At 44.0% G+C, this 24,877-nt stretch carries 16 protein-coding genes; 10 read left to right on the top strand and 6 right to left on the bottom strand.

The window, feature by feature from the left end:
• Positions 1-66: 66 nt before the first annotated feature.
• Both DWW52_RS13295 and DWW52_RS13290 read left to right on the top strand, forming a co-directional pair.
• A complete protein-coding gene (locus DWW52_RS13295) occupies positions 67-2,355 on the top strand; it encodes a TonB-dependent receptor (protein ID WP_118716002.1) in 2,289 nt (762 codons plus the stop codon).
• A 58-nt stretch (positions 2,356-2,413) separates the two neighbouring features.
• The gene (locus tag DWW52_RS13290) at positions 2,414-2,995 is read left to right on the top strand and encodes a heavy-metal-associated domain-containing protein (RefSeq protein ID WP_158582595.1); all 582 of its coding nucleotides are present in this window, start codon (positions 2,414-2,416) and stop codon (positions 2,993-2,995) included.
• A gap of 54 nt (positions 2,996-3,049) precedes the next feature.
• On the opposite strand, the gene DWW52_RS13285 is transcribed toward DWW52_RS13290, so the two are convergent.
• The 6 genes from DWW52_RS13285 to DWW52_RS13260 all read right to left on the bottom strand — a co-directional run bounded on the left by DWW52_RS13285 (position 3,050) and on the right by DWW52_RS13260 (position 9,274).
• On the bottom strand, positions 3,050-4,132 hold the full coding sequence (locus DWW52_RS13285) for a phosphotransferase enzyme family protein (RefSeq protein ID WP_118716000.1): 1,083 nt from the start codon (positions 4,130-4,132) through the stop codon (positions 3,050-3,052).
• A gap of 40 nt (positions 4,133-4,172) precedes the next feature.
• Positions 4,173-5,075 carry a sugar phosphate nucleotidyltransferase gene (locus tag DWW52_RS13280; protein WP_118715999.1) on the bottom strand — a complete coding sequence of 301 codons (903 nt, stop codon included), beginning with the start codon at positions 5,073-5,075 and terminating at the stop codon, positions 4,173-4,175.
• A 477-nt stretch (positions 5,076-5,552) separates the two neighbouring features.
• On the bottom strand, positions 5,553-6,872 hold the full coding sequence (locus DWW52_RS13275; RefSeq protein ID WP_118715998.1) for a DNA recombination protein RmuC: 1,320 nt from the start codon (positions 6,870-6,872) through the stop codon (positions 5,553-5,555).
• Between the two features lie 40 nt (positions 6,873-6,912).
• Positions 6,913-7,476: a lipocalin family protein gene (locus tag DWW52_RS13270; protein ID WP_118715997.1), complete on the bottom strand. Its 564-nt coding sequence runs from the start codon at positions 7,474-7,476 to the stop codon at positions 6,913-6,915.
• Between the two features lie 122 nt (positions 7,477-7,598).
• Positions 7,599-8,636, bottom strand: coding sequence for a 23S rRNA (adenine(2503)-C(2))-methyltransferase RlmN (gene rlmN, locus DWW52_RS13265; RefSeq protein WP_118715996.1), 1,038 nt, complete (start codon positions 8,634-8,636; stop codon positions 7,599-7,601).
• A gap of 104 nt (positions 8,637-8,740) precedes the next feature.
• Positions 8,741-9,274 carry an RNA polymerase sigma-70 factor gene (locus DWW52_RS13260; RefSeq protein ID WP_118715995.1) on the bottom strand — a complete coding sequence of 178 codons (534 nt, stop codon included), beginning with the start codon at positions 9,272-9,274 and terminating at the stop codon, positions 8,741-8,743.
• A gap of 382 nt (positions 9,275-9,656) precedes the next feature.
• Here DWW52_RS13260 and DWW52_RS13255 point away from each other — a divergent pair, with 382 nt between their 5' ends.
• From DWW52_RS13255 to DWW52_RS13220, 8 genes are all read left to right on the top strand, one after another.
• A complete protein-coding gene (locus DWW52_RS13255; RefSeq protein ID WP_118715994.1) occupies positions 9,657-10,874 on the top strand; it encodes a FecR family protein in 1,218 nt (405 codons plus the stop codon).
• 88 nt (positions 10,875-10,962) lie between these two features.
• Entirely contained in the window at positions 10,963-14,406 is a 3,444-nt protein-coding gene (locus DWW52_RS13250) for a TonB-dependent receptor (RefSeq protein WP_118715993.1), read from the top strand.
• Between the two features lie 14 nt (positions 14,407-14,420).
• Positions 14,421-16,349, top strand: a complete 1,929-nt coding sequence (locus tag DWW52_RS13245; protein WP_233556903.1) for a RagB/SusD family nutrient uptake outer membrane protein — start codon at positions 14,421-14,423, stop codon at positions 16,347-16,349.
• 48 nt (positions 16,350-16,397) lie between these two features.
• Positions 16,398-17,735, top strand: coding sequence for a DUF4959 domain-containing protein (locus tag DWW52_RS13240; protein WP_158582594.1), 1,338 nt, complete (start codon positions 16,398-16,400; stop codon positions 17,733-17,735).
• 3 nt (positions 17,736-17,738) lie between these two features.
• A complete protein-coding gene (locus tag DWW52_RS13235) occupies positions 17,739-19,295 on the top strand; it encodes a DUF4998 domain-containing protein (RefSeq protein WP_118715990.1) in 1,557 nt (518 codons plus the stop codon).
• Between the two features lie 52 nt (positions 19,296-19,347).
• Positions 19,348-22,656, top strand: a complete 3,309-nt coding sequence (locus DWW52_RS13230; RefSeq protein WP_118715989.1) for a metallopeptidase TldD-related protein — start codon at positions 19,348-19,350, stop codon at positions 22,654-22,656.
• A 222-nt stretch (positions 22,657-22,878) separates the two neighbouring features.
• Positions 22,879-23,967: a TlpA disulfide reductase family protein gene (locus DWW52_RS13225; RefSeq protein ID WP_118715988.1), complete on the top strand. Its 1,089-nt coding sequence runs from the start codon at positions 22,879-22,881 to the stop codon at positions 23,965-23,967.
• 86 nt (positions 23,968-24,053) lie between these two features.
• A complete protein-coding gene (locus DWW52_RS13220; protein ID WP_118715987.1) occupies positions 24,054-24,836 on the top strand; it encodes a hypothetical protein in 783 nt (260 codons plus the stop codon).
• The last annotated feature ends 41 nt before the right edge of the window (positions 24,837-24,877 follow it).

Raw genomic sequence — 24,877 nt, 5'->3', positions numbered from 1 at the left:
GAAGCAAATGCTTTTTGATATCTTGTTGTGCGTGTATATTAAAATTTAATCAATTGTGGAAATTATATGAGAAATCTCTTTATAATCGTGTGTTTATTCGCCTCGATAGGCTTGCAGGCTCAAACCATTAAAGGACGTGTCATGGAAGAGACCGAGAATGGAGAAGTCGCTTTACCCGGGGCAAATGTCTATTGGGTTGGAACTTCAAAAGGTGCGGTTTCGGATGCCAATGGAGAATTTAAGATCAAATGGGAGAAAGTAGGGAAGTTAGTCGTTAGTTTTATCGGGTACCAGTCAGACACGATCGACGTGAAGTCCACGGATAAGTTCGTGACCTGTACTTTGAGATCCGGTGAGCAATTGGATGAAGTGAGCGTGGCGGCTCGCAAGCAAAGCACGGTGATGACAACGAACCGTCCGTTGATCGAGCAGTTGATCACGGGGGAAGAGTTGTGTAAAGCGGCTTGTTGTAATCTGGGGGAAAGTTTCGAGACGAACGCGTCGGTTGACGTTTCATACGCTGATGCGGTGACCGGGGCAAAACAGATCCAGTTATTGGGACTTACCGGGAAGTACGTGCAGATGATGACCGAGAACATGCCTAATTTCCGGGGTTTGGCTTCTTTGTACGGTTTGACTTATATTCCGGGACCCTGGATGTCTGCGATCTCCGTGTCGAAGGGTACGGGATCGGTGATCAACGGGTACGAGTCCATGGCCGGGCAAATCAGCGTGGATTATAAGAAACCCCGCGATCCGGAACTGCTTTCTGCTAATGTTTTCGTGAGCGACGAGGGGATGTACGAGGTGAATTCGAATTTCAGTATAAAATTTAGTGACAAATGGAGCACGATGTTCCTTTTGCACGGTGACTGGATGAAGGAGGCTCACGACGGGAATAAGGACGGGTTCGTGGATATGCCCGAGAAAACACAGTATAACGTGATGAATCGTTGGGCATACAAGGATGACACGTGGTTTCTGCAATTCGGGGGAAAGTTTATCGACGAGGAACGTCTCGGGGGACAAACGACTCACGGGGGACATGCGCATGTTGACGAGAAGTACGGGCTTTACAAGATCGGGATTGATACCCGTCGTTACGAGGCTTTCCTGAAATTAGGTTACCTGATGCCCCAGTACGAGAACACGAGTATGGCGATTCTGGTGAATTATTCCGACCACACGCAGGATTCTTACTATGGCCCGAAGATGTATAATGCCGGACAGAAGAGTTTGTTCGTGAATTATATTTACCAGTCTATTTTCGGGAACAACCCGGGACAGATGTATTCCGCCGGATTAAGTTTTAATTACGACAAGTATGACGAGGATTTTCGAGATCCGGTTTTCAACTACGGGGATGATTTCAGTACCGATTTCGTGAACATGAAGCGGGAAGAGCGTGTTCCGGGGGCTTTTTTCCAGTACACGGGAGAATTTCTGGATCAACGTTTTATCCTGATGGCGGGATTGCGTTATGACTATCATAACATATTCGGGAGTATATGGACGCCCCGGGCTCATATCATGTACAAGCCGGATGAGTTTACCAATATCAAGGCTACTTTCGGGAGAGGGTTGCGCACGGCGAATATTTTGGCCGAGAATAGCTATTTGTTAGCTTCAGCAGCCAACTTTTACGTGAACGGTGAGCTATTGGGTAAGAATCCGGGGTTGCTGGATGACTTGAAAATGGAGGATTCTTGGAATTTCGGGGCGAACGTGAACCGGAAGTTCGAGGTGTTCGGTCGCACGTTGAATATCAATCTTGATTATTATCACACCAAGTTCAATGATCAAGTCGTGGTTGACAACGAAACGGCGTATAACAAGGTGAACTTCTATAATCTGGACGGGAAGTCTTATTCAAATTGTTATCAGGTGGAGGTGAAGTATGAGTTAATTCCCCGCTTGGAAGCCACGTTGGCTTATCGTTATAACGACGTGAAAAGCACGATCAACGGGAATTTGAAGCGTACGCCGCTGACGAGCCGTTACAAGGGATTGGTGAACCTGTCTTATTTCACGAATCTGAAGAAATGGCAATTCGATTTCACGACCCAGTTCAACGGTTCCGGGCGGATGCCGGATCAAGGTGGTATCGCGGAGGAGTACAAGATTGCGTCCCGTTTTGATGATTTCCAGATTATGAACGCGCAGGTAACAAAATATTTCCGTTTGTGGAGTATTTACGCCGGGTGCGAGAATATCGGGGATTTCACGCAAAAGAACCCGATCGTGAACGCTCATAATCCTTGGAGCGACACGTTCGACTCGTCTAAAGTGTGGGGACCTCTTCACGGACGTAAATTTTATATCGGTCTGAGATTTGCCTTGGATCGCAAAGAATAATCAATGAAAAAAATAATTACTTTTGAAAACAATGTTTCTAACAATTAATACGTTTACTATGAAAACAATCAAAATCTTATTCACGCTGGTAGTGTTCGTTATGATGGGTTTAACTGTTAATGCCCAGGCTAAAAAAGATACGACGGTTATTTTTAAAGTGGGAATTCATTGTCCTTCCTGCAAGGCTAAGTTGGATAAAGACATGCCTTTCGAGAAAGGAATCAAGGATTACAAGTTAAACATGAAAGATTCTACCGTGTTGATCTCTTACCGTATGGACAAGAATTCCGTGGCGGCGTTGAGAGCTGCTATCGAGCGTCATGACGTGAAAGTCTTGGGAATGTGTGATAAAGACGGGAATTTGATTAAAGGACACAAATGTTGTAAAGACGGGGCTAAAGCCGGACACGCTTGTGCTTGCGATAAGAAAGGTCAGGCCTGTGACAAAAAAGAGGGATGTAAAGGAGATTGCGGCACGTGTGCCGGGGGATGCGCTCACAAAGCCGGGGATCACCAATGCAGCGGTAAATGTGGAGATCACAAGGATGCGAAAGAGAGTAAATGTGAAGGAAAATGTGGAGACAATTGTTGTTCCAAGACCGGGAAAACAGACGAGTGCTGCAAGAATAAGAAAAAATAATCAAGATATATAGATGAATAAAAAAATGCCGGAAGTAATTCCGGCATTTTTTTATCATTGATTCAAAATGAATTGGTTCATCTTGTCGAAGTGTGCCTCCATGTCCTGCAATAGTTTCACCTGTACTTTTGTTCGTTGCAGGTTGTGTTCGGGATAGGTAATCGGGTAATAATGATCCCCGTCCAGGTAATCCGTCAGGAAGCGTACGGCTTGCAAGTAGGTCATCAGCGTGCATCCCCGGGCCAGCGTCTTTTTCTCTTTAAGGGTAAAGAGTTGTTTTGCTTTTTCCATGAATCCGGCGGTGAAAGCCTCGAAGTAACTCATGTTGAAAGCGACTTCATCAAGATTCCGGGTTTCTTCCCCGGCCGTGTTACACGCGGATCGGATGGCATCACCGAAATCGTAATGCACGATTCCCGGCATAACGGTATCTAGGTCAATCACGCAAAGCGGGTGATCGTTCCGGTCGAACAGGAGGTTGTTGGCCTTCGTGTCATTGTGTGTCACGCGGAGCGGGATGATTCCCTCGTCTTTCATTTGTTGCAATTCGAGCATTTCCTGATCGAATTTTTTCAAGTAATCCAGTAGTTCCTTGCTAGCCTCGATGCGAGCAGGTTCTGCCTTTGCCAAGGCTTCTCGCAACTCCCTCTGGCGTCGGGGCACGTTGTGGAAAAGCGGGATGGTTTCGATAAGCAGGGTCGCGTCGAAATCCGCTATCCGGTTCTCGAATTCGCCAAAACCGATTCCTACCTGATAGGCGATCTGGGCATCGGGAATGACATCAAAGCTTTTGGAACCTTTGATAAAGAGCGAGAGCGTCCAGTAATTACCCTCGTAATCTTTATAATAGGCTTTTCCCTTGTCCGTGTAGAAATACGTGATGTATTTCCGGGTGATGTCGCTCACCTTGTGCCGGAGCAGCCGGTTCCGGATATGCCCGCATACCAGTTCCTTGTTTTGAACCAGTTTCGGGATATCTTTGAAGACGTTCCCGTTAATTCGTTGGAGGATATACTCGACATCCTCGTCTACTTTCACCAGATAGGTGTCGTTGATATGGCCAGAGCCGTATGGTGTTGCGGAGACAAAATCCCCGCTTGATACGAACATTTCGTAGATTTTCTTTAGTCTGTCCATGCTTAGTTGTTTTTGTTGTTTTACCCGTTTTTATTTGTGCTTATTGCCCCATGTCCGTGTACAACCCTTCCCCGTCGAACTTTTGTAAGGCGTTGTTGACTAGTTCGGTATCTTCTTTATACGTGACGCCGAACCATTTCGCACTGGTGTTCAATACTTTTACTTTTACAGCCTTTTGTTTGATGAGTTCATCAACGACAAAAGGAATATAGATTTCGGCTTTTGGATTGTCGCTGTTCTTGTGGTAGAAATCGACGAATTGTTTCTCGATCTCCCCGAATAGAATAGGTGAGAACCCCCAGAAATTCATGGATACAACATCATTTCCCTGTAAAACGACTCCAGAATTCATGTCTTTGATGGTGTCGCCTTCTCTTCCGATTTTCGTGCGTTCGGTGATGCTTGTCAAGAAGTTATCCTGATCCACTGTGCATATTCCTCTGGATACGGTTCCATTCTCGGACAAGGTTGCCGCCAGTTGATATCCGGCTAGGCTGAAACATCTTTCATCCTGGTTGTCCGCGATGAAATCGTGCATTTTCACGAAAGCATCACGTCCGTAGAAATCGTCGGCATTGATCGCGATGAAAGGTTCATGGATATGATCTTTGGCCGCCCAGATGGCGTGAGCCGTACCCCAGGGCTTTTCCCGTTGAATGGGGGGGAGGTTACCCGGTAGTTGATCCATTTCCTGAAAGCAGTAAACGGTTTCCACGAGGCTTTCGGCATATTTACCGACAGCTTCTTTGAATTCGTTCTCGAAACTCCGGCGAATAATAAAAACAATCTTATCGAACCCGGCATGTACGGCATCATAGATCGAGTAATGCAATAATGTTTTTTTGTGCGGTCCGAGTAGTGCCAATTGTTTTAGACTTCCGAACCGGGAACCCATGCCTGCTGCCATGATGAGCAAGGTGGTTTTGTTTTTCTTCGTTTCCATGTAATTATATGTTATCTTTTGTTTTTGCTCTTCCTTAGGGCAAAGCTAATAAAAACTGTGAAAAGAATCTAGTAAGAGGTGTTTTGTTTTAGACTTTGAGATTAAAATTTTATTAATCAGTATTGCGTGCGAAGAAATGATCGAGAGATGTATTTCTGTTTAATAAAGAATTCCTGATGAATTAGTTATGACTACTTGAGGAGTACCGTTTATAAAATTATAGATCATTTATATAAATCCTTTATAAACCTTATTATAATAGGGTTCATATAGGGTTTATATAGGGTTCGTATAAGGTTCATGAAACTACTGAACAGGTATTCATTTAGTACTGTCGTGCGAACCGATATGTATCTCTATAAGACATGACGCTTGATTATCAGTGAATTTGATTGAATCCAAGGACAAGTGCGAGTAGAGCGTGTTGGATTTTCTTTGTTCTTTATTTGTAGATGTAAGAGTGGGATTTATGTATTGTTAGATTTGTGAATCATCCGTATCATCGGTGATTTCCGGCAGGTCCAGACTGGCGTCTTGCGCGGGCAAGGCTTCCACGGAACGAAGTTGCCGTTGAATGGCCCGGGTGCGTTTGCCCATGACTTCTTCGAGCTGGTTGTTGGCGGTTTGAAGATTCTTCTGGGCTTTCTCCAAAAGACCACCGAATTTTTCGAATTCAGCTTTTACACCACCGAGAACACGCCACACCTCGCTGCTGCGTTTTTGAATGGCGAGTGTGCGGAAACCCATTTGCAGACTGTTCAGGATGGCCGCAAGGGTGGTCGGTCCCGTGACGATGACGTGGTAATCCTGTTGTAATTGTTCGAGAAGGGCGGCCCGGCGGGTAACTTCCCCGTATATGCTTTCAAATGGGAGAAACATGATCCCGAAATCGGTGGTGCCGGGAGGGGCTAGGTATTTGTCCCGGATGTCTTTGGCCATGTTGCGGATCGTTTGTTCGAGGGTGCGGGATGCGGCCTCCACGTGTTGCAGGTCTCCGGAATCATAAGCGTTGAGTAATTGTTCGTAAACGTCTTTTGGGAATTTGGCATCAATCGGGAGATAAACGGTTTCATTCCCTTCTGCCCGGCCGGGTAGTTTGACGGCGAATTCGACGAGTTTGTCCGAGCCGGGTTTTGTTTTCACGTTGGCTTCGTACTGGTCGGGAGCGAGAATTTGTTCCAAGAGCATGGAAAGTTGTACCTCACCGATCGTTCCACGTATTTTCACGTTGCTGAGAACCCGTTTCAGGCCGCCCACGTCTTGGGCTAGAGTTTGCATTTCTCCCAGACCTTTCTGCACGCTTTCCAGTTGTTTGCTGACCAGTTCGAACGATTGTCCGATGCGTTCGTGCAAGGTTTTTTGTAATTTTTCGTCAACCGTGACCCGCATTTCTTCGAGTTTCTTTTCGGTGTTTTGCAGGAGTTCTTGCTGGCGGAGGGTAAGTTCACCCAATTTTTCCCGTTGCAGGCGGTTGAATTGTTCCATGTTTTCGGCAAAATTTTTCTGGAAGGCTTGTATGGCGGTATGGGTTTGTGTCGTGATGTTTTTCAGGGCTTCCCGGTGTTCCGTGCGGAAGTTGTTGAGCGATGAGGCAAGTTCTTCCCGGTCTTTGCGGGAGCGGTTTTCATCGTTTTCCCGGTTATAGCGTGATTCGTCACGGATCACTTTTTCCAGTTCCGTAATGTCCCGGGCGATATCCCGGGTAGGGTTCGTGTTACGGGAACGAATGTATAATCCGAAGATGATGATATTGAGTACGAGGAGTATTCCACACGTGATAAGTATAAGTAATTCCATATTCTTGAGCCTTTGATAGGTCAAAAATATGGAAAATAAGTCAGAGTTGCGTGTATTCTTCCTGAATTTGTTGCTGATCGTGCGGGACAAATATCAATGCCGTGGTGTCATAACCTCTCCTTCTGGCCCGTTGCTCCAAATCTTTTAATTTTTTGGGAGGGAGGGTTGGTGTGCGGCTCACGATCCAGAGATGATCGCATTGTGAGCTCCCGATGAGTGCGGCGCTGTAATCTTTCTCGACTTCCAGGATATGGTAATCCGTGTTGAAGATAAGAAAGTATGTTACCCGTAATATTCCCGGTTGGGTGGTGTCCGGGATGCGTACTTTGCCCACGATCTCTTTTTTCTCTCCCCGGAGACTGTCTTGGTAACCGCATCCGATGACTTCGATATTACCGTCCGGTTTGATGATGTACTGGGTGGTTACCCCAACGAGACCTCGTTCGAACGGGTGATCGAAACGAGCGATTTCATACCATAGACCGACATACTTTTTCAGGTCGAGCGAGTCGATCGCCCGGTTGTCGATCTCTTTGTCGGGTTGTGCCGTTGCCGTGATGATATTGCTCCCGACTAGCAATATCGTTAATAGTAATAATTTCATAGTACGAGTTGATTGTAAGGTGTTTAGTTTATTATCGTACTACGTCAGGGTGCAGGTGAATGTTACTGGAATTTAGTTTATAAAGTTCATAAAGTTTATAAGGTTTGTAAAGTTTTCGGGTTTTATAAACTATTCTTGTTTGCCAGTTGCCCGCAAGCCGCGTCAATGTCTTTTCCTTTGCTACGACGAACGTTTACCACGATGTTTTTACTTTCGAGGTAACGGACAAACTGGTCCCTGTTGGCATCGGGGCTGTGATGATAAGGTGCGTTGTCGACCTCGTTGTATTCAATGATGTTGATTTTTACCGGGAATTGTCGGCAGAATACGGCGAGAGCCTTGGCGTCTTCGAGGCTGTCGTTCACGTTTTTGAGCAATAGATACTCGAAGGTGGGGCGAGTGCCTGTTTTGTCGACAAAATATTTTATGGCTTCCGCTAGTTTCGGGAGCGGATAGGCTTTGTTGATCGGCATAATTTTATCCCGGGTCGTGTTTACTGCCGAATGGAGCGAGATGGCCAGGTTGAAGCGTACGTTGTCGTCAGCCAGACGTTTTATCCCCTCGATAATCCCGGACGTGGATAACGTGAGGCGGTAGGGCGACATGGCCAGTCCGTCTTCAGCGGTTATTTTTTCAATGGCGGCCAGGACGTTCTCGTAGTTGAGGAGCGGTTCGCCCATGCCCATGAACACGATGTTGGAAAGCGGCATACCTCGTTCCTCGGCAAGTCGTTTGACGGCTACTACCTGATCATATATTTCTTCCGGCAGGAGGTTGCGCGTGAATCCGAGTCCTCCCGTGGCGCAGAAACTACATTTCAATTTGCACCCGACCTGTGAAGAGACGCACACGGTTGCCTTGTCCCGTCCCGGGATAAGCACGGTTTCGATCAGGTTCCCGTCGGGCAAGGTGAAGCCGAGCTTAGTTGTCCCATCACTACTCTCTTGCTTATGGGTGAGTGTGGCGGTTTGCAGGATGAAATGCGTGGCGAGAAGTTCCCGGGTTCCTTTTGACAGGTTGGTCATGTCATCGAAGCGAGTGACTCCTTTTTGCCAGAGCCATTGCCAGATTTGTTTTGCTCGGAAGGCTTTCTCACCGAGTTGCACGAGAATGTCTGTTAGTGCCTGTTGCGAGTATGCTCTTATATTTGTTTTTTCCATGTATTCATTTTTTCCGTTGCAAAGATAGAGAGAAAACCGGAAAGTAGGAATTTGCTTTCTTGAATAAATACCAAGTTACTATTTTCTAAGTAGTATATATCATCTTAAAATTCGATCCAGATGTCATTTTCTAAAAAGTATTCTCTTAGTTTATGGATGGCCCGACTTTTTAATACTTTGACGGTATTCACGGCGATGTCGAGTTCATCCGCGATTTCTTTCGTGTTTTTTCCCGTGAGGGAAAGGTTCACGATGCGTTTACATTGTGGGGGTAAGCCCGCGATTGCTTCGTTTAATAGTAGATTTGCTTCTTGTTCTATGATCGTGTCCCACAGGGAATCTTCCCGATCGTTGTTTAGCGAGACTTTTTCGTAGCGTTTTTTTTCCCGGGCGAGTCCCCGGAGATAATTCAGGGATTCGTTGCGAATCATGATAAAAAGGTAATTCTCGATTGATTCGAGACTTTCGTATTGCTGTCTGTTTTCCCAGAATTTTATAATAACATCTTGGGCAAGATCTTGTGCAGTCTCGGAGTTTCCCGTGAGTTTGAATGCAATGGCGCATAAGGAGGCAAAATGTTCCCGGATGAAACTTTCCAAATTGAAATGATTACTTTTGACAGCCTTGTCCCCTTGCATAGAAAATTCTTTTCGTCGATTCTGTGAATCATCCGTTTGTAATATTGGATGGCTAAGAATGGGGCGAATTTACAAAAAGTTATTTGTATATCCAATTTGCCGAAAAAGAGAAACAAAATATAATCAATTCGTATCTAAATGAATTCTTGTAAATTTATATATGTGTACTATACAGAAGTATTATATTTGCTAATATGATTGTCTGCATTATTATTTGTTAATAAATTGTTTCTCAAAGTAGAATAATATTATTAGAAGATGATTGTTTGTGAGGGAGTAAGCATAATTTTAGCTGTTATTGAAGAAAATAATATAGATTTTTTTCCTTTCGTGTAATACCAAACGATACTTGGTGGTGTCTTTAGATAAAATATTAGTAAAAATGGATAGATTTCAAAGTCATCAAATAGTACAGGTTATCTTGAGGGTGAAATATGGTGTCGCCACGGATGAGGAGAAGAGGGTGTTTGAAGACTGGATCAAAGCCGGGGAAGAACATCAAGCACTTTATGATAAGATGGCTTCCGATGAGAGTTTAAAGGAGTATTTGAAATTGAAATTGGATTACGATCAAGCAACCGATTACGGGAAGTTGCATGCCGGGATATTGAATTCTTTGAATAAACGGAATCGACAGAGACGAATAAAGCGTTATTCCCTATGGGCGGGGAGTGCGGCTGCGGTTTTGCTCGTGGCAGGAATGTTCCTTTTCAAGTATATGGAGCCTTCAAGGGATGTTATAACAAGAAAACCGTACGTGGCTAAAATGGTGTCCGAGCCAAAGGTTCAGGATAAAGTTATTTTGGTTTTAGCCGATGGCGAGAAAGTTGGGATGACGAAAATTCGGCAGGATAGTATGCGGTTGGGAACAGCCATTGTTATGGGACAAGAGGATAGGCTTGTTTACGATTCCGATTCAGAACAAAAAGATTCGGTCGTGTTCGAGGAATCCGAGATAAATAAAATTATTACTACAACCGGTGGATTCTACACGTTGGTGTTGAGCGATGGTACCCGGGTCTGGTTAAATTCCGAGAGCGAGTTGGAGTATCCCGTTCTTTTTGGTAAAGGGAAACGGGTTGTCAAGTTAACCGGGGAAGCTTTTTTCGAGGTGACAAAGGATGCATCACGTCCTTTCATCGTGGAGACGAACGATATCCGTACGAGGGTGTTGGGAACTTCTTTTAATATAAAAGCTTACCAGAATGAACCAGCTATTGCCACGACACTTTTTACCGGGAAAGTTGAAGTCGCTCTATTGACCGATACTCTTCGAAGAGTTGTTTTGGTACCTGGCAAACAGGCCGATTTGAATTTGCAAACAAACCATTTGAGTGTGGGCGAAGTGAATCTTGAACACGTTATCGCGTGGAAGGAAGGAATGTTCATGTTTAATAAAGAGAATATTGAGGTTGTGACCCGTCAGATTGAGCGGTGGTATGGGGTGAAATTTATTTACGAGGCCGGTTGTCATAAATATTACACGTTTAACGGGTATTTGAGTAAGGATGAATCGTTGAAGACCATACTGGATGCGCTTACGTTCACGGGAGGTCCTAAATTTAAAATTGATGAAAATGTTGTCTATGTAAAAGATTAAAAAATAAATGGAGCGACTTGGCAGACAGCTCCATTTAAGATGCCTTGCGATAATGCAAGGGCAATGTTAAATTTAATATCACAAATCTATGAAAAAAAGAACGGAACCAAAAGTCTTTTTGGGACTTTTGTGTACCTACGGGAAATTGTTTAATGTTTTTTCGCTTTTTTTAGCGATAACGCTTTCTTCTTCCACGTGGGTATTGGGTCAGCAAGCGACATCGGGAACAATTTCTGTTGACCTTAAAGATGTTAGTGTTTTGCGTGCCTTGTACGAGATTAATCGTTTAGGCGGAAATCTCGTTACATTCAATGAGGAGACGGTGATGAAAGAACAGAAAAAGGTTACATTAAAATTAACAGATGTAACTGTGTTGAAAGCCGTTCAAGCTTGTTTGGAGGGAACCCAGTTGACTTGTAAGCAACAAGCAAACGGGAAAATCCTCGTGGGGCCTAAAGAGGAACCAAAATTTGCACAAGTAACGGGAAGGGTCGTGGATGAAAAAGGAAATCCGATTCCCGGGGCTACCGTGCTTATTCAGGGAACGACACAGGGAGTTGCCACGGATGCCGATGGGCGTTACACGATCAGCGTTCGACCAACCGATGCTTTGCGGGTTTCTTTTATCGGTTACAAAACGGAAGTTGTGGAGCCTAAGGGAAAGACAAAAATAAACATCCGGTTGAATCCCACGGCCGAGAATATCGAGGAGGTGACTGTCGTAGCTTTCGGGGAGCAAAAAAAGGAGAGTGTGGTATCTGCTATTACAACCGTGGATGCGAGGACTTTAAAGTCTTCAAGTAGTGACCTTACCAGTCAGTTTGCCGGAAAAATCGCCGGTATTGTCGGGTGGCAGACGGGAGGTCTTCCCGGAGCCTTGACGGAAGAGGAGATGAATACTAAATTCTACATCCGGGGTATAACTTCTTTTCAAACCAATGCTAATATTGATCCCTTGATCCTGATTGATGGCGTGGAATCTTCCAAACTGGACCTTTCTCGTATGACTCCGGAGGATATTGAGACTTTTAGCGTGATGAAAGATGCATCGGCTACCGCCATGTATGGTGCTCGTGGAGCCAATGGGGTTATTCTTGTGACGACCAAAAGAGGGGAAGAAGGTAGTGTTTATACTTCAGTTCGTTACGAGGCTGTAGTAAGTATGCCGACCCGGGAAATTGATGTGGTAGATCCTGTTACTTACATGAAAATGTACAATCGGGCATTATTGGCTCGCAATCCTGCGGCAACTCCGCAGTATAGCGTGGAACGTATCGAGCGTACCGGTTCACCGCTGTATCCTTCTTGGGTGTATCCTGCCAATGACTGGTATGATGTCATGTTTCATGATTACTCTATTAATCACCGTGCAGGGTTGAACATCCGGGGAGGTTCCCGTTTAGTTCAATATTACGCTTCTGTCAATTATGTTCGGGATGAGGGTATGTTGAAAACCGATCGTTTGAATCAATTCAAAACTAATATAGAGAATAACACCTTCTCTTTCCGGACAAATTTGAATATTGACTTGAGTGCAGGGATTCGTTTGAACATCAATACTTCTGCTAACTTGGATAAATATCGGGGGCCTTATGCCGACGTGACCGAAGCTTACTACATGGCTTTCAACGCTTCTCCGGTGGATTTTGCACCCGTTTATCCGGGAGACGAAACTTACGGCTGGCCGCATCTTCGTTTTGGTGCGGTGGATCAGAATACAGTTAATCCTTACATGCAGCTTCATCAAGGATACAAGGATCGCCGTCGTTATTCGGCTGTTGCTCGTGCGGAGTATATTCATAACCTATCGCCTATTCTCAAAGGATTGGAATTACGGGCTTCTGTTTCCTTGAATCAAACGGGTTACTATGCTAATGCCTATAAAACGATTCCTTATATGTATTCTTTGGCGAAATATGATTTTGAGACCGGAGTGCATATATTAAATGCTATCAATGGGTTGGAAGCATCAAGGACACTGGATAAAGATCCTAAAAAGAGTGAGAGTTCTCAGGCCACGCAGATGACTTACGAGATACGAGGGTTGCATGTTGCGGCTTGGGGCGAACACCAGACCAGTTTAACGGCCGTGCTTAATGCACAGGAAACGACTAATTCGAACACGGCAACCGTTTTGGATGGTATTCCTCAGCGAAACATGGGATTCTCTATGCGAGGGACCTACGGATTCCGGGACAGGTATTTTGCAGAAGCCAGTTTCGGTTATAATGGTTCCGAGCGTTTTGCCAAAAATCACCGATACGGCTTTTTTCCCGCGGTTGGAGGAGCATGGATCGCATCTAAAGAGGGTTTCTTTGTAAATCATACTTCCCACTGGCTTTCTTTCTTGAAATTTCGCCTTTCTTGGGGTAAAGTTGGGAATGACGGTGTTATCAGTACCCCGCATTTCACTCATTTACCTTTGTTAAAACCTGAGAGTGCTACAGATCCTTCTCCGAACGGACAGCAGATGTCTATCTATAAAATAATATCTTATCCTAATGACAAGATTACATGGGAGATTGCAGAACAAACGAATTTGGGTATAGAAACTAAGTTTTTCGGTGGGATTGTTGAATTGAATGCTGATATTTATCAAGAGGTTCGTCATAATATCCTTGATTACCGTTACACGATGCCTTCAACTACCGGATTGGAGTCTCCCCAGATCGGAAACGTCGGTAAGGCTCGTTCCCGGGGAATAGACCTTTCGGGTAAAATACAGCACGCTTTTTCTCCTGATTTCTGGATGATCTTGAACGGGACATTCACGTATAATAAAGCTGTTTTCAAAGAGATTGAAGAAGCCACGAACAAACCGGAATGGCAACGAAAAAAAGGACATGAGTTGTCTCAAGCGATCGGCTACATCGCGGAGGGACTTTTCCGCGATCAGGCAGAAATCGACAACTCTCCCCGACAAGGTGGGGATGTGATGCCGGGCGACATCCGTTACCGCGACTTGAATAACGATGGGGTGATTGACGTGAACGATGCTACTTATATCGGATTCCCGGAAACTCCGCGGGTAATTTATGGTTTCAGCGGCTTTTTTAATTTCAAGAATTTCGAGTTTAGTTTTGCTTTTCAGGGATCGGGTAAACGAGCTTTTTTCATGAATCCTATGAGTATTGGTCCGTTCGAGAATAACCGGGCCATGTTGAAGGCAATTTATGATGATCATTGGAGTGAAGACAACATGAAAGAACGTCCTTTCTGGCCGCGTCTTTCCACGCAATCAATAGATGTTCATAACCCACAGGAGAACTGGGGTACCGGTGCGGAAATCCGGAAGTCCACTTATTTCATGAGAGAATGTAGTTTCTTGCGTTGCACGTCTATCGAGTTGGCTTATAATGTGTCGCAAAGTTTGTTGCGTAAGTTAAGAATGCAAAGTGTGAAATTTTATGCCCGGGTTAACAATCCTTTCCTGATCACGGATTTTAAGGTTTGGGATGTGGAATTAGGTAATAGTGGCTTTAACTACCCGATCCAGCGGACCTGGTCGGTCGGATTGAATGTAAGTTTCTAAATTAAATACGTGTTATGATGAAAAAATATTTGTTATCTATACTTTGTGTTATTTTCCTGCTCCCCGGGTGTGATTACCTTGATATGGTTCCGGAAAAAGACATAGAAACCGTGGAGTCTATTTTCGAGCAAAGATCGAAGGTCGAAGTATGGTGGAAAGGACTTTACAGCGAGTTGAATAATGTGTTCGCAAGTATTGCGACAAATACCTCTTACATGGGTGCGGATGAATTCGTGACTTGTCAGGCTTTGTATAATTCAAGCCTGTATCAGCTTGACGGGTTGAAAGTGGCAGACGGACAACAGATGTCGCAAAATCCTTACGGGGCTATTTGGTACAAAATGTACACGATCATTAGGAATAGTAATACATTTCTTGAAAATATTGATCGGACCTACAATATGACCGAAGAAGATCGTAATTGGTGGAAGGCTGATGTGAAAGCGGTTAAAGCTTTTATTTATTTCGAATTAATGCGCCATTACGGTCCTATTTGTTTGGTTCCTCAAAATATGCCGGTGGACTTGGACGTGAAAGAATATCAATTACCGCGTCAACCCGTGGACTCTTGTTTTAAAGAGATTATTAATTTACTGGATGAAGCAATGAAGTATGTACCTATGCATAGTCAGCGATTAAGTAATTACGGACATACATTTTGTCTTGAAGCATTGTATGCTTTAAAAGCTAAAGTATTACTTTACGCCGCTTCTCCATTGTTTAACGGGAATGCGTTTTATGCTGATTTTAAGAACAAGAACGGGGAATTACTTTTTAATTCTAGTTATGATCGGAATAAGTGGTTATTGGCGGCGGAAGCTGCGGACAAAGCAGCAGCAATATGTGCATCGGGGGATCGGGAAATGTTCTCCGGACAAAGTACGAAAAAAACGAAATTGTTGAATAAGATGTATGATCTTGAGACCAGTATGTTCTCCCGCTTTAATAATCAGGAATATTTGTTGGAATGGAAGTACGTGGATTTCAGGTTTCATGATTTTACTTTACCGCGGTTGATGGGGGATGATAAGAATTTTGAAACCAATTCTCTTGGTTGTTTATCGCCTTCAATGAAAATGGTGGAGATGTACTACACGGAACATGGTTTACCTATTGATGCCGACAATACTTGGAGTTATGCTAATCGTTACAAGTTGGGAGCCGAGAGTAGTCAGCTCTATGAGGATGTGATTCCGTTGAATACCACCGTGGTGAATCTTCACTTGCGGCGGGAACCTCGTTTCTACGCTCATATTGCCGGGGACCGGATGTACTGGCAACGAGGGACGAATACTCTGTGGGATAATTATAATTTGCTCGTGGAGGCGCATAAAAATGAAAAGCCTTGGGGAACCCAGTCTGATTTTATTGTAAGCAACACATGGCAGAATATTAGCGGTTACTGGTTGAAAAAGCATCTTTTTTCATGGTATACAACTCAAAGTTATTCGACTAATTTGCAGGGGAATGAAACGGTGGCAATCATTCGTTTGGCCGAGGTGTTCCTCATGCAAGCGGAAGCGTGGAACGAGTATCTGGAACAACCGGATAGCCGGGTGTATGATCCGCTTGACAAAGTGCGCGAACGTGCCGGAATCCCGCCGGTAAGGGAAGCTTGGAAAACTTATTCAAACAACCCGGCGAAAGTGGATTCAAAAATCGGTATGCGCGAGATTATTCGTCAGGAGTACAATGTTGAGTTTGCTTTTGAAGGACATCGCTATTGGAATCTTCGCCGTTGGTTGATTGCTCATCAGACGATGAACGAAAAACAATACGGTTGGAATATCCTTGGGACAAGTTTCCAGGCTTTCTACAATAACGAGAATGGCCCGATCGTGGTTTGGAGTAAAAATAAGTTCGTGGCCCCGCGGGATTACTTCGATCCTCTGGATGCCGAAGAGATTCTTATCTCCGGGATGGTTCAGAATCCGGGGTGGTAGATGATTTTAGATTTACAATTGTAGATTTAGTTATTAAAAAATAGTATGATGAGAAATACAATTTTGTTATTATTATTGATATTCAGTTTTTCTGCCTGTAATGACGATGACACTGTTTTCGAGACAGGGACAGAAGGATTGGAAGTTAAATTCACACCTGTGGCGGGGGGAGCAATGATGCACTATACCTTACCGAATAACAGGGATATTTTTGCCATGAATGTCCGTTACAAGGATTGGCAGGGGAATAACGTGTTGAAAACCTGTGGTTACAGTGGCGATTCGCTCCTTTTAGATGGTTTTACCCGGGGACAGGAGGTTGCTGTTAATCTTTCTTTTGTCAATCACCGGAATGAAGAATCCGCATCGTTGGAATACTCGTTCGAAACCTTGGATAGTGCGCCTTGGGCCTTCTTCGATGATTTGGAAGTTTCTTCTTCTTGGAATGGATTTCAAGTGATTTATAAAAGTCCGACAGTGGTAACCGGGATGGCTCATATTTTTTACTTGGGAATTAATCCGGTGACACAAAAGGAAGATACGATTCTAGTGAACAGTTTCCCACTTCTTCAGGGGGGAGATACATTGAATTTTATTTTACAGCAGGAAAATTTGAAAAACACGGTGATCGTTCGCACGGAGGATTTTAAAGGATACCGGGTAAGACAGGAGATTTTTCCGGATGTTGATGCTTTCCGAAGTGAAAAATGGCCCATGACGGCTGCGGATTTTAATGATTTCGGGATTTCTATAGAGGATGTAAAAGCGAAGACAGGCGTACAGTATTTGTTTGATGGGGAGTTGAGAGGAGAAGAACGCTTTATAGCTTCAACTGCTGTTACGGATACACGGTCGGGAACCGAAGTTTGTGCTACTTACGTGGCCGGCCCCTATGCTTTTGGTAAACCGATCATACTTGATTTAAGAGAACAGAAAACACCGGCTTGGGTTCGTATGTATTGTTTTTGCCCAATGACCGCTAGGTTCACGGCTGCTAATCAGGCTTTGTCAAATGTATGGAAAGGCTCTTATGAAGATAAACTTCCATGTAATGTGACCGTGTACGGTAACAAGGAGTCTTCAGATCCGAATGCTGACGGGTGGGAATACTTGGGACGTTTGGCTCAAGATCCGAGCGCTGAGGTACAAAGGGAGTGGTGGGCGTATCGTACAACACAACTTGAATCAGCCCCGAGTGATGTAAATGAACTTGCGAAACAGGATCCTATTTACGTGGATATTCAGCTTCCCCCGCATAATAAAACTTATCGTTATCTGAAACTTGTGGTAAATGATACGTTTGATACTCGTACAAGTAATGTGAATACTAATGAACAAGACCATTTTACGTTGCATGAACTGGAAGTTTATGTAAAAAAGAATTAAGTTATGAGAAAGAGAAAATATATAATAAATTTATTTGCTGCAGTTGCTTTACTGGTTGGTTGCAATGAAAGTCTGGAGGATACGTATAGCGATTATGCAGGCGACGGGAAGATCCGTTATGTGGCAAAATGTACGGAAGTACATGTTACTCCCAGATGGGAAGGCTTGGTGTTGGAATGGATAAACGGTACGGATGCCACAATTGATAAAATAAAGGTTGTGTGGACTGTTGAGGATCGTAAAGATTCTGTATTTTTACCGAATACCTCTACTTCTTTCGAGTTGAAAAACTTAACGGACGGAACTTTCCGATTCGACGTTTGTGCCGTGGACTCGGTAGGTAACCAGTCATTGACAGAAACGACGTATGGACGCCCGTACACGCGACAACACGAGATTATGTTGGCTTTTACGAGAGGCGTTTTGAAGTCCTATTTCTTGAAGAATAAAATGATTTTCTTTTCCGATATGTGGAATGAGAATATCGAAGAGATGAAATTGCAGTACAAGAATACGCAAGGGGAAACTCAATATTACGTGTTCGATAAGGAAACGAGTTATAATAATCTTGTCACGATTGATGATGTGAGTATGAATCAGGCAGATACGGTTTATGTACTTCGAAAAGGAAGACTGGAAGATTGTCCGGATATAATAGAGTTCGATCCTTATGCGATCAGTCGCAAGAAGAATTTTAGCGCTGGATTCGTGAACGCCATTCACCTACGTTACGGTAAGTTGACAGACACGAAAGAGCAGGAAGCCGAGTTTGAAAAATTTGTTGAGGAGGTTGAAGAACTGGAGTTCGATTATGACATCGAAACTTTTGAAGATGTACTTTATTGCCCTAAACTGAAAAAACTTATATTTGGGAAAAATCGTTACCTGGATTCCCGATATGGAACAGAATATGATAAAAGTCTATTACTGGGATCTGAAGAGAAGAGTGTTCAGGTGTTAAACAAAGCAAATGAAATATTGGGGTTGACAATCGATTATTATGGAGGATGGGAGATTCATTATTTTAATTATGAATTACCGTACATGACTTATATTGATTATCCCCAATTACCCTCGGACTTGAAGGTGATAGAGAAAGAAGCTTTGAGAGAATATAGTGACGGGAATAGAATTTATTGTTCTCCTACCGATCCGTACGCAAAGTTAAATAATTTGTTGGATGACGATGTGGAAAGTGTGTGGGCTACAACATCCTATACTTCTCTGCGTGATTACGAGATGCAGATGGAATTACTTGAACCGACTGAGATTCGTGGAATAAAGGTGGCACAGGCACTGTATAATCCCAGATCAGACCAAGAAACACCAAACTTTATGCCTTCTACAATTACGATAGAGACTTCTGTTGATGGAGCCAATTGGGACAAGGTTACATTCCTTGAAATAAATACCTTGGGACGTGGTTCGGGAGAGGTAACCCTGTTACCGATAGCAGAAGGTTTGCGAAAAGTTCGATACATCAGATTTTTCTTACGTGACAGAGCTGACATGGGAGGAAACTGTATGATTAAATTGGGAGATATTATCCCTTACAAGTAAAATATATTATTAACGACCGCTCCGGCGGTCGTTAAGTAAATACTAAAAAGGTATGTTAAAAATAAGTCATTTAACCAGACTCTTTTTTAGCGGGATACTATTATTGACTTTTTCCGGTGTATTCGGGCAAGAGCAGGAGGATCGTCTTTTGCAACTGATGAAGCAGGAGTTGAAATACAACATGGAGGAGTTAAAGAAACAGGAGAGTGTCCCCTATTATATGAATATGCGGGCAATGGACGACTATACCATAACGGTTGTAAGTTCGTTCGGAGCTGTAACATCCGCCAACGAAAACCGCATGCGGACGTTAGTACCACAAATCCGGTTGGGTAGTCCGGATTTGGATAATTTTAAGTATAACATGCAGGGAGGGATTGCCGGACCCAATGCACAAGGTGCCCAAGGGGTGATTTTACCTTTGGATGATCATGCCACGGATGCGATTCGAGAAGCGATCTGGCGGGAAATATTGCAACGTTATGAATTTGCCCGTAACATGTATGATCAAGCAAAGACCCGGGCTACCGTGAGCGTGGAGGATGAGGATAAGGCTCCTTGTTTTTCGGAGGCACCCGTGGAACATTATTATGAAGCACCTTTGGCTGTCGGAAGACAGAAAATGGATATCAAACGGGCTTGGGAACAGCGAATGGATGAGGTTTCCGCCGTGTTCAAGTCCTGCCCGGCGTTGCGGGAAGGATCAGCCAGTTTTAGCTTTCAGGTTTTACGTACTTACTTCGTGAATAGCGAGGGGAGTGTGGTCGTGCAAAATCGGGTTTCTACCCGGGTGATGTTAATGGCATCATTGAAGGCGGCAGACGGGATGGAATTACCCTTGAATATGGACTATTTCGCTTACACGCCCGACGAGTTGCCGGATAATGACCGGATGATCGCTGATGCACAGGATATGATCAAACGGTTGATGGCGTTGCGTGATGCGCCAGTTGCTGATCCTTACACGGGACCTGCTATTTTATCGGGACCTGCCAGCGGGGTGTTTTTTCACGAGATTTTCGGTCACCGCTTGGAGGGGCATCGCTTGAAATCGGGCGGTCAAACCTTTAAGAAGATGGTAGGAGAACAAGTTCTGCCTGCTGAATTTCAAGTGTATTGTGCGCCTTTGTTAAAACGGTACGCCAATACTGACTTATATGGTCATTACGTGTATGATGACGAGGGGGTGAAGGCTCGCCGCGTGGATAACGTGGTGAATGGTGTGTTGAAGGAATTCTTGATGAGCCGGGTGCCGTTGGATGGTTTTCCGGCGAGTAACGGTCATGGCCGTACTTCCGGTGGGGGCGATCCCGTGTCCCGGCAATCCAATTTGATTATAGAGACTACCCGTCCTTACGCGGAAGACGAACTTCGGGCCATGTTGGTAGCGGAAGCTCAAAAACAAGGGAAAGAATACGGTTACTATTTCCGGACCGTGACAAGCGGGTTCACGTACACGGGTGAAGGGGGAAGCCTGAACTCGTTCAACGTGACACCTTTGGAAGTGTATCGGGTGTTTGTGGATGGTCGTCCCGACCAACTGGTGCGGGGTGTGGACATGATCGGAACCCCGTTGTCGATGTTCTCCAATATTACGGCTGCCGGTAATGAACCCAGTGTTTTCACGGGCGTTTGTGGTGCGGAGTCGGGTTGGGTTCCCGTGACGGCCTCATCACCCACGATATTCGTGAGCCAGATCGAGACACAACGCCGGGCTCAAGCACGTGATATTGCTCCTATCTTACCCTCGCCGAAACCGGAAGAGTTTACAGATAAAGATACTGACAAGGTGATTTTCGCGGCCATGCGTTCAGAACAGGAGCGTAATAATGCGGCTCTTATCCTGCCGGGCGGGCCGAAACCCTATTATATCTCGTATACGGTGGCCCGTTACCGACGCTTCCAAGTGGTCGGTTCACTGGGAGGATTGTTCCATTCTAGTGTTTCGCCATGGCAAATGAACGGGGGGGTGCAGGTGATACTTGGTGATTATCAGAATAATAGTGACGTGAGTTACATGGATCAAATTGCTCCCGCACAGTTACCGTCAGAGGTCGACTATGACGTGATTCGCCGAGGATTGTGGGAATCGTCGGACATGATGTACAAGTATGCGTTGGGAGCTATGGCTCAAAAAACGAATTACCTTCAACAAAATCCCAAGTCTCCGGATGAAGCGACTTTGGCGGATATGCAACAACTTCCGGCGGTGACTCGCTTGCAGGAACGGGAAGTGAAATACGAGATCGACTTGGCAGGTTTGCAACAATTGGTGACTGAAGTTTCGGCCGTGTTCAAGGAGTATAAGGATATTTATAATTCCAGCGTGAGCGTGAGCGGTACGGAAGTAGACCTTTATCGGTTGACCACGGAAGGGGTACAATTGAAATCTCCCGGTGGTTTCGTGAATATATCTGTTTCTGCCGAGGCTAGAGCCGATGATGGCTCTAATGTTGGTGATTCGTTTTCGCTTTCATTATTGAATCCGGCAGAAATTCCTTCGATCGAGCAGTTGAAAGAACGAGTGAAAGCGTTTGCCGAGGGATTGTTACAATTGAAAGCGGCTCCCCCGGTAGCGGAATATTATAATGGTCCGATCATGTTCGAGGGTGGGGCTGTTGCCACGATCTTGGCTAATAATCTGTTGTATCGTGGCGGCTTGATCGCTTCCCGTACTCTAACCCCGACACGTGGAGGACTGGTAGATCAGTTCGGAAGTAAGATTATGGATAATCGTTTGACAATCAAAAATTACACGGCGATGAAAGAGTATAACGGCATACCGTTATATGGTTATTACGAGGTTGATGGGGAAGGGGTCACGCCGGAAGCTGAGATGACGTTGGTCGAGAAAGGCGTTTTCAAGAAAATGTTGAACGGGCGTACACCGACCTTGCAGGCTCTGGAAACAACGGGTAGTGCTCGTTTTATCCTATCACCACAAAGTCCTACCGTTACGACGGGAACCGGGACCATTCACGTGCAGGTAGAGAAAGGGACTTCTCACGAGAAGATGAAGAAGATGTTGATCAAGGCGGCCAAGGAAGCCGGACAATCGTGTGCTTACATCGTGAGAGGTATAGCCGGATCAGCGTTAGTTGTTTACCGGGTTGATCTCAAGGATGGGAAAGAGACACGGGTTCGTACCACGGGTTTCCGTATGCCTGATCTGACGAAATTGCAGAAAATAATGGCGATATCCTCGAAAGAAGAAGTTATGAATTACTTGCCTAATTATTATCCCGCCTCTATGATCTATCCTGCCGGAATGATCGTGGACGGTCTGGTAATAGAGAAGGCAACCCCGAAACCGGTGAAAGAACCTGCATTAAAAGTTCCGAGACAGCGGGAACAAGAATAGTAAATTAAGTCAAAGTCTCCCGTGTTGGCCTTTATTGGTTTTAGCGGGAGATGATTTAAGCTAAAAGTTAAAAACTAGTAAGTTTAGAATTTTGAACGGAGGACTACCACCCCTAGCCCCTCCTTACACAGGCGGGGAAACCGCTTGGTAATCAACTCTCCCCCTGTGTAAGGGGGAGCCGGAGGGGGTAGTTGGAAAATTAGAAACTAGAAACTAAAAACTATGAAAAAGATTTTATTTACCGTAAGTCTCTTGTTGGGGTGCCTTTTTACAAGTATGGCACAAGGAGATAGCTACAAGATAGAAGGACGACTAGCTAACACGGTCAACGGGAAATTATTACTGATTGCCGACACGGAGAACGGAATGATCGATATTGGTGAGGCAACGGTCACGAACGGGATATTCGAATTTACAGGTCGGATGCCAGAGATGACAGTCGTTTACTTGACTCCCGTCAAGAAGACCCCGGTACTAGCAACAATCATGCTGGAGAATGCTCATTACACGATCACGCTTGGTACGAATGAAATGATTGTTGAAAGTGATAGCGAAGCTCAAAAAATATGGAAAGAATTCGACGATTTGAATAAATGTCTGTTACGAACCCAACAACAAATGGATGCACAGGCACGTCAGAATATATCGCTTCAGCCAAAGTTACAACAGGAATTCAGTAAAATAGAGAACAAAGTGTTAGCTGATGAATTGGCGTTAATAAAGAAGTATAGCGATTCGTACGTGTCCGCTTACGTGGTGGCCGGGAAAATGCTGGGTATGGACGACACGAAATTGACCGCACGTTACGAAGCTCTTGGCGAGAAGGCGAAAGCATCTTTCTATGGCAAACGGGTAGCAACCAAGTTAGCCGAGATGCAAAAAGTTGCCGTGGGGGCGATTGCACCCAATTTCAGTGCTCCGTTGGCCGATGGCGGAGTACTTGCCTTGCACGAGACAAAGGGAAAAGTGAAGATCGTGGATTTTTGGGCATCTTGGTGCCAACCTTGTCGGCAGGAAAATGTGAATCTGTTGAAACTCTATAAACGTTATCGCCCGAGAGGTTTGGAGATCATCAGTGTCTCTCTTGATGATAATAAGCAAGCTTGGTTAACCGCAATCGGTCAGGATGGTAGTGACTGGAAAAACGTGTCCGACTTGAAACAGCCTTCTGCGATTGCTACCGAGTATTTGGTAACAACCATTCCCCGTACTTTTATTCTTGATGAGGAAAATCGTATTGTGGCAAAGAATCTCCGGGGCAAAGAACTGGAGAAGTTTATTGTGGAAATGCTGAAGAAGAAGAAAGAGTAAGGTTAGAAAAAAAATGGTTTAACCCCCGAAGCCGTCTCAATTCTCATCCTTGAGGCGGCTTTTTTTATAACGAAATATGTAAGATGATGAAAAAGAAATTATTAAAACATATTGTTTTTCTTTTTATCCTACTGACTTTTGGTGGTTGTGTAAATGAGATGGATATGATTGATCATGAACAAAATTTTGATCCAGACATAGAATTATTTGTTTTGCCCGATCCGATAAAAGCAATATTTGAGTTTGATAAATCAATAAATAATATATATGATAGATCTAATATATTATCTCATATTGAATTCTTATACTCCAATCGCAAAACACGCAAATTACTTATTTTTTTAATGGAATCTGGTATAAGAATTAATTTTTATAAGTTTCCTGCTGGCTCTGAATCGAAAAACGAAGCACAGTGTAAACCCAGTTTTATTATCACGGAAATAGGCTTTAATGGTAGTAATCATATAACTTTTGAAAATCTATTACATGAACTATTACATCTTTATGCTTATCTTAATTATAAAACTTATACTGATGGATATTATGCTGCTTGTGAAGAATATGAAGTAAGGGTTTTAACGGATTTGATTATGAGTAGAGATTTTAAAGGTTTGGTTTTCGAATATCAAGGAATGAAATCAGTCTCTGGTGATAGTATTTATTCAGATTACCAAGAATGGTTGAAAACTCTAATAAACGCTTATAATTATAATTCAAATTTGATAGTACGTAAATTTCAAATGTATGGAGTATTTTGCATTACAAATTTTCTTGATTTTAGTGACAAAGAAAATAAATTTTCATTACAGATAACTGATTTTAATCATTATACTCCTCTTTTGTTAAAAGTCTTTTGGCAAGGCTTCTAAATTTAAAAGAACAAATATATTATTCATCCTAAAAAATAGAA

Origin of the sequence: Odoribacter sp. AF15-53 (genome assembly GCF_003479425.1) — a bacterium.
Lineage (GTDB): Bacteria > Bacteroidota > Bacteroidia > Bacteroidales > Marinifilaceae > Butyricimonas.
This window is presented reverse-complemented; position numbering and strand designations above follow the sequence as displayed.

Coding starts and splice junctions, on each gene's coding strand:
- DWW52_RS13240 (WP_158582594.1), top strand. CDS start 16,398: ATGAGAAATACAATTTTGTTATTATTATTGATATTCAGTTTTTCTGCC.
- DWW52_RS13260 (WP_118715995.1), bottom strand. CDS start 9,274: ATGCAAGGGGACAAGGCTGTCAAAAGTAATCATTTCAATTTGGAAAGT.
- DWW52_RS13230 (WP_118715989.1), top strand. CDS start 19,348: ATGTTAAAAATAAGTCATTTAACCAGACTCTTTTTTAGCGGGATACTA.
- DWW52_RS13235 (WP_118715990.1), top strand. CDS start 17,739: ATGAGAAAGAGAAAATATATAATAAATTTATTTGCTGCAGTTGCTTTA.
- DWW52_RS13220 (WP_118715987.1), top strand. CDS start 24,054: ATGAAAAAGAAATTATTAAAACATATTGTTTTTCTTTTTATCCTACTG.
- DWW52_RS13225 (WP_118715988.1), top strand. CDS start 22,879: ATGAAAAAGATTTTATTTACCGTAAGTCTCTTGTTGGGGTGCCTTTTT.
- DWW52_RS13255 (WP_118715994.1), top strand. CDS start 9,657: ATGGATAGATTTCAAAGTCATCAAATAGTACAGGTTATCTTGAGGGTG.
- DWW52_RS13285 (WP_118716000.1), bottom strand. CDS start 4,132: ATGGACAGACTAAAGAAAATCTACGAAATGTTCGTATCAAGCGGGGAT.
- DWW52_RS13245 (WP_233556903.1), top strand. CDS start 14,421: ATGATGAAAAAATATTTGTTATCTATACTTTGTGTTATTTTCCTGCTC.
- DWW52_RS13275 (WP_118715998.1), bottom strand. CDS start 6,872: ATGGAATTACTTATACTTATCACGTGTGGAATACTCCTCGTACTCAAT.
- DWW52_RS13250 (WP_118715993.1), top strand. CDS start 10,963: ATGAAAAAAAGAACGGAACCAAAAGTCTTTTTGGGACTTTTGTGTACC.
- DWW52_RS13290 (WP_158582595.1), top strand. CDS start 2,414: ATGAAAACAATCAAAATCTTATTCACGCTGGTAGTGTTCGTTATGATG.
- DWW52_RS13295 (WP_118716002.1), top strand. CDS start 67: ATGAGAAATCTCTTTATAATCGTGTGTTTATTCGCCTCGATAGGCTTG.
- DWW52_RS13280 (WP_118715999.1), bottom strand. CDS start 5,075: ATGGAAACGAAGAAAAACAAAACCACCTTGCTCATCATGGCAGCAGGC.
- DWW52_RS13270 (WP_118715997.1), bottom strand. CDS start 7,476: ATGAAATTATTACTATTAACGATATTGCTAGTCGGGAGCAATATCATC.
- rlmN (WP_118715996.1), bottom strand. CDS start 8,636: ATGGAAAAAACAAATATAAGAGCATACTCGCAACAGGCACTAACAGAC.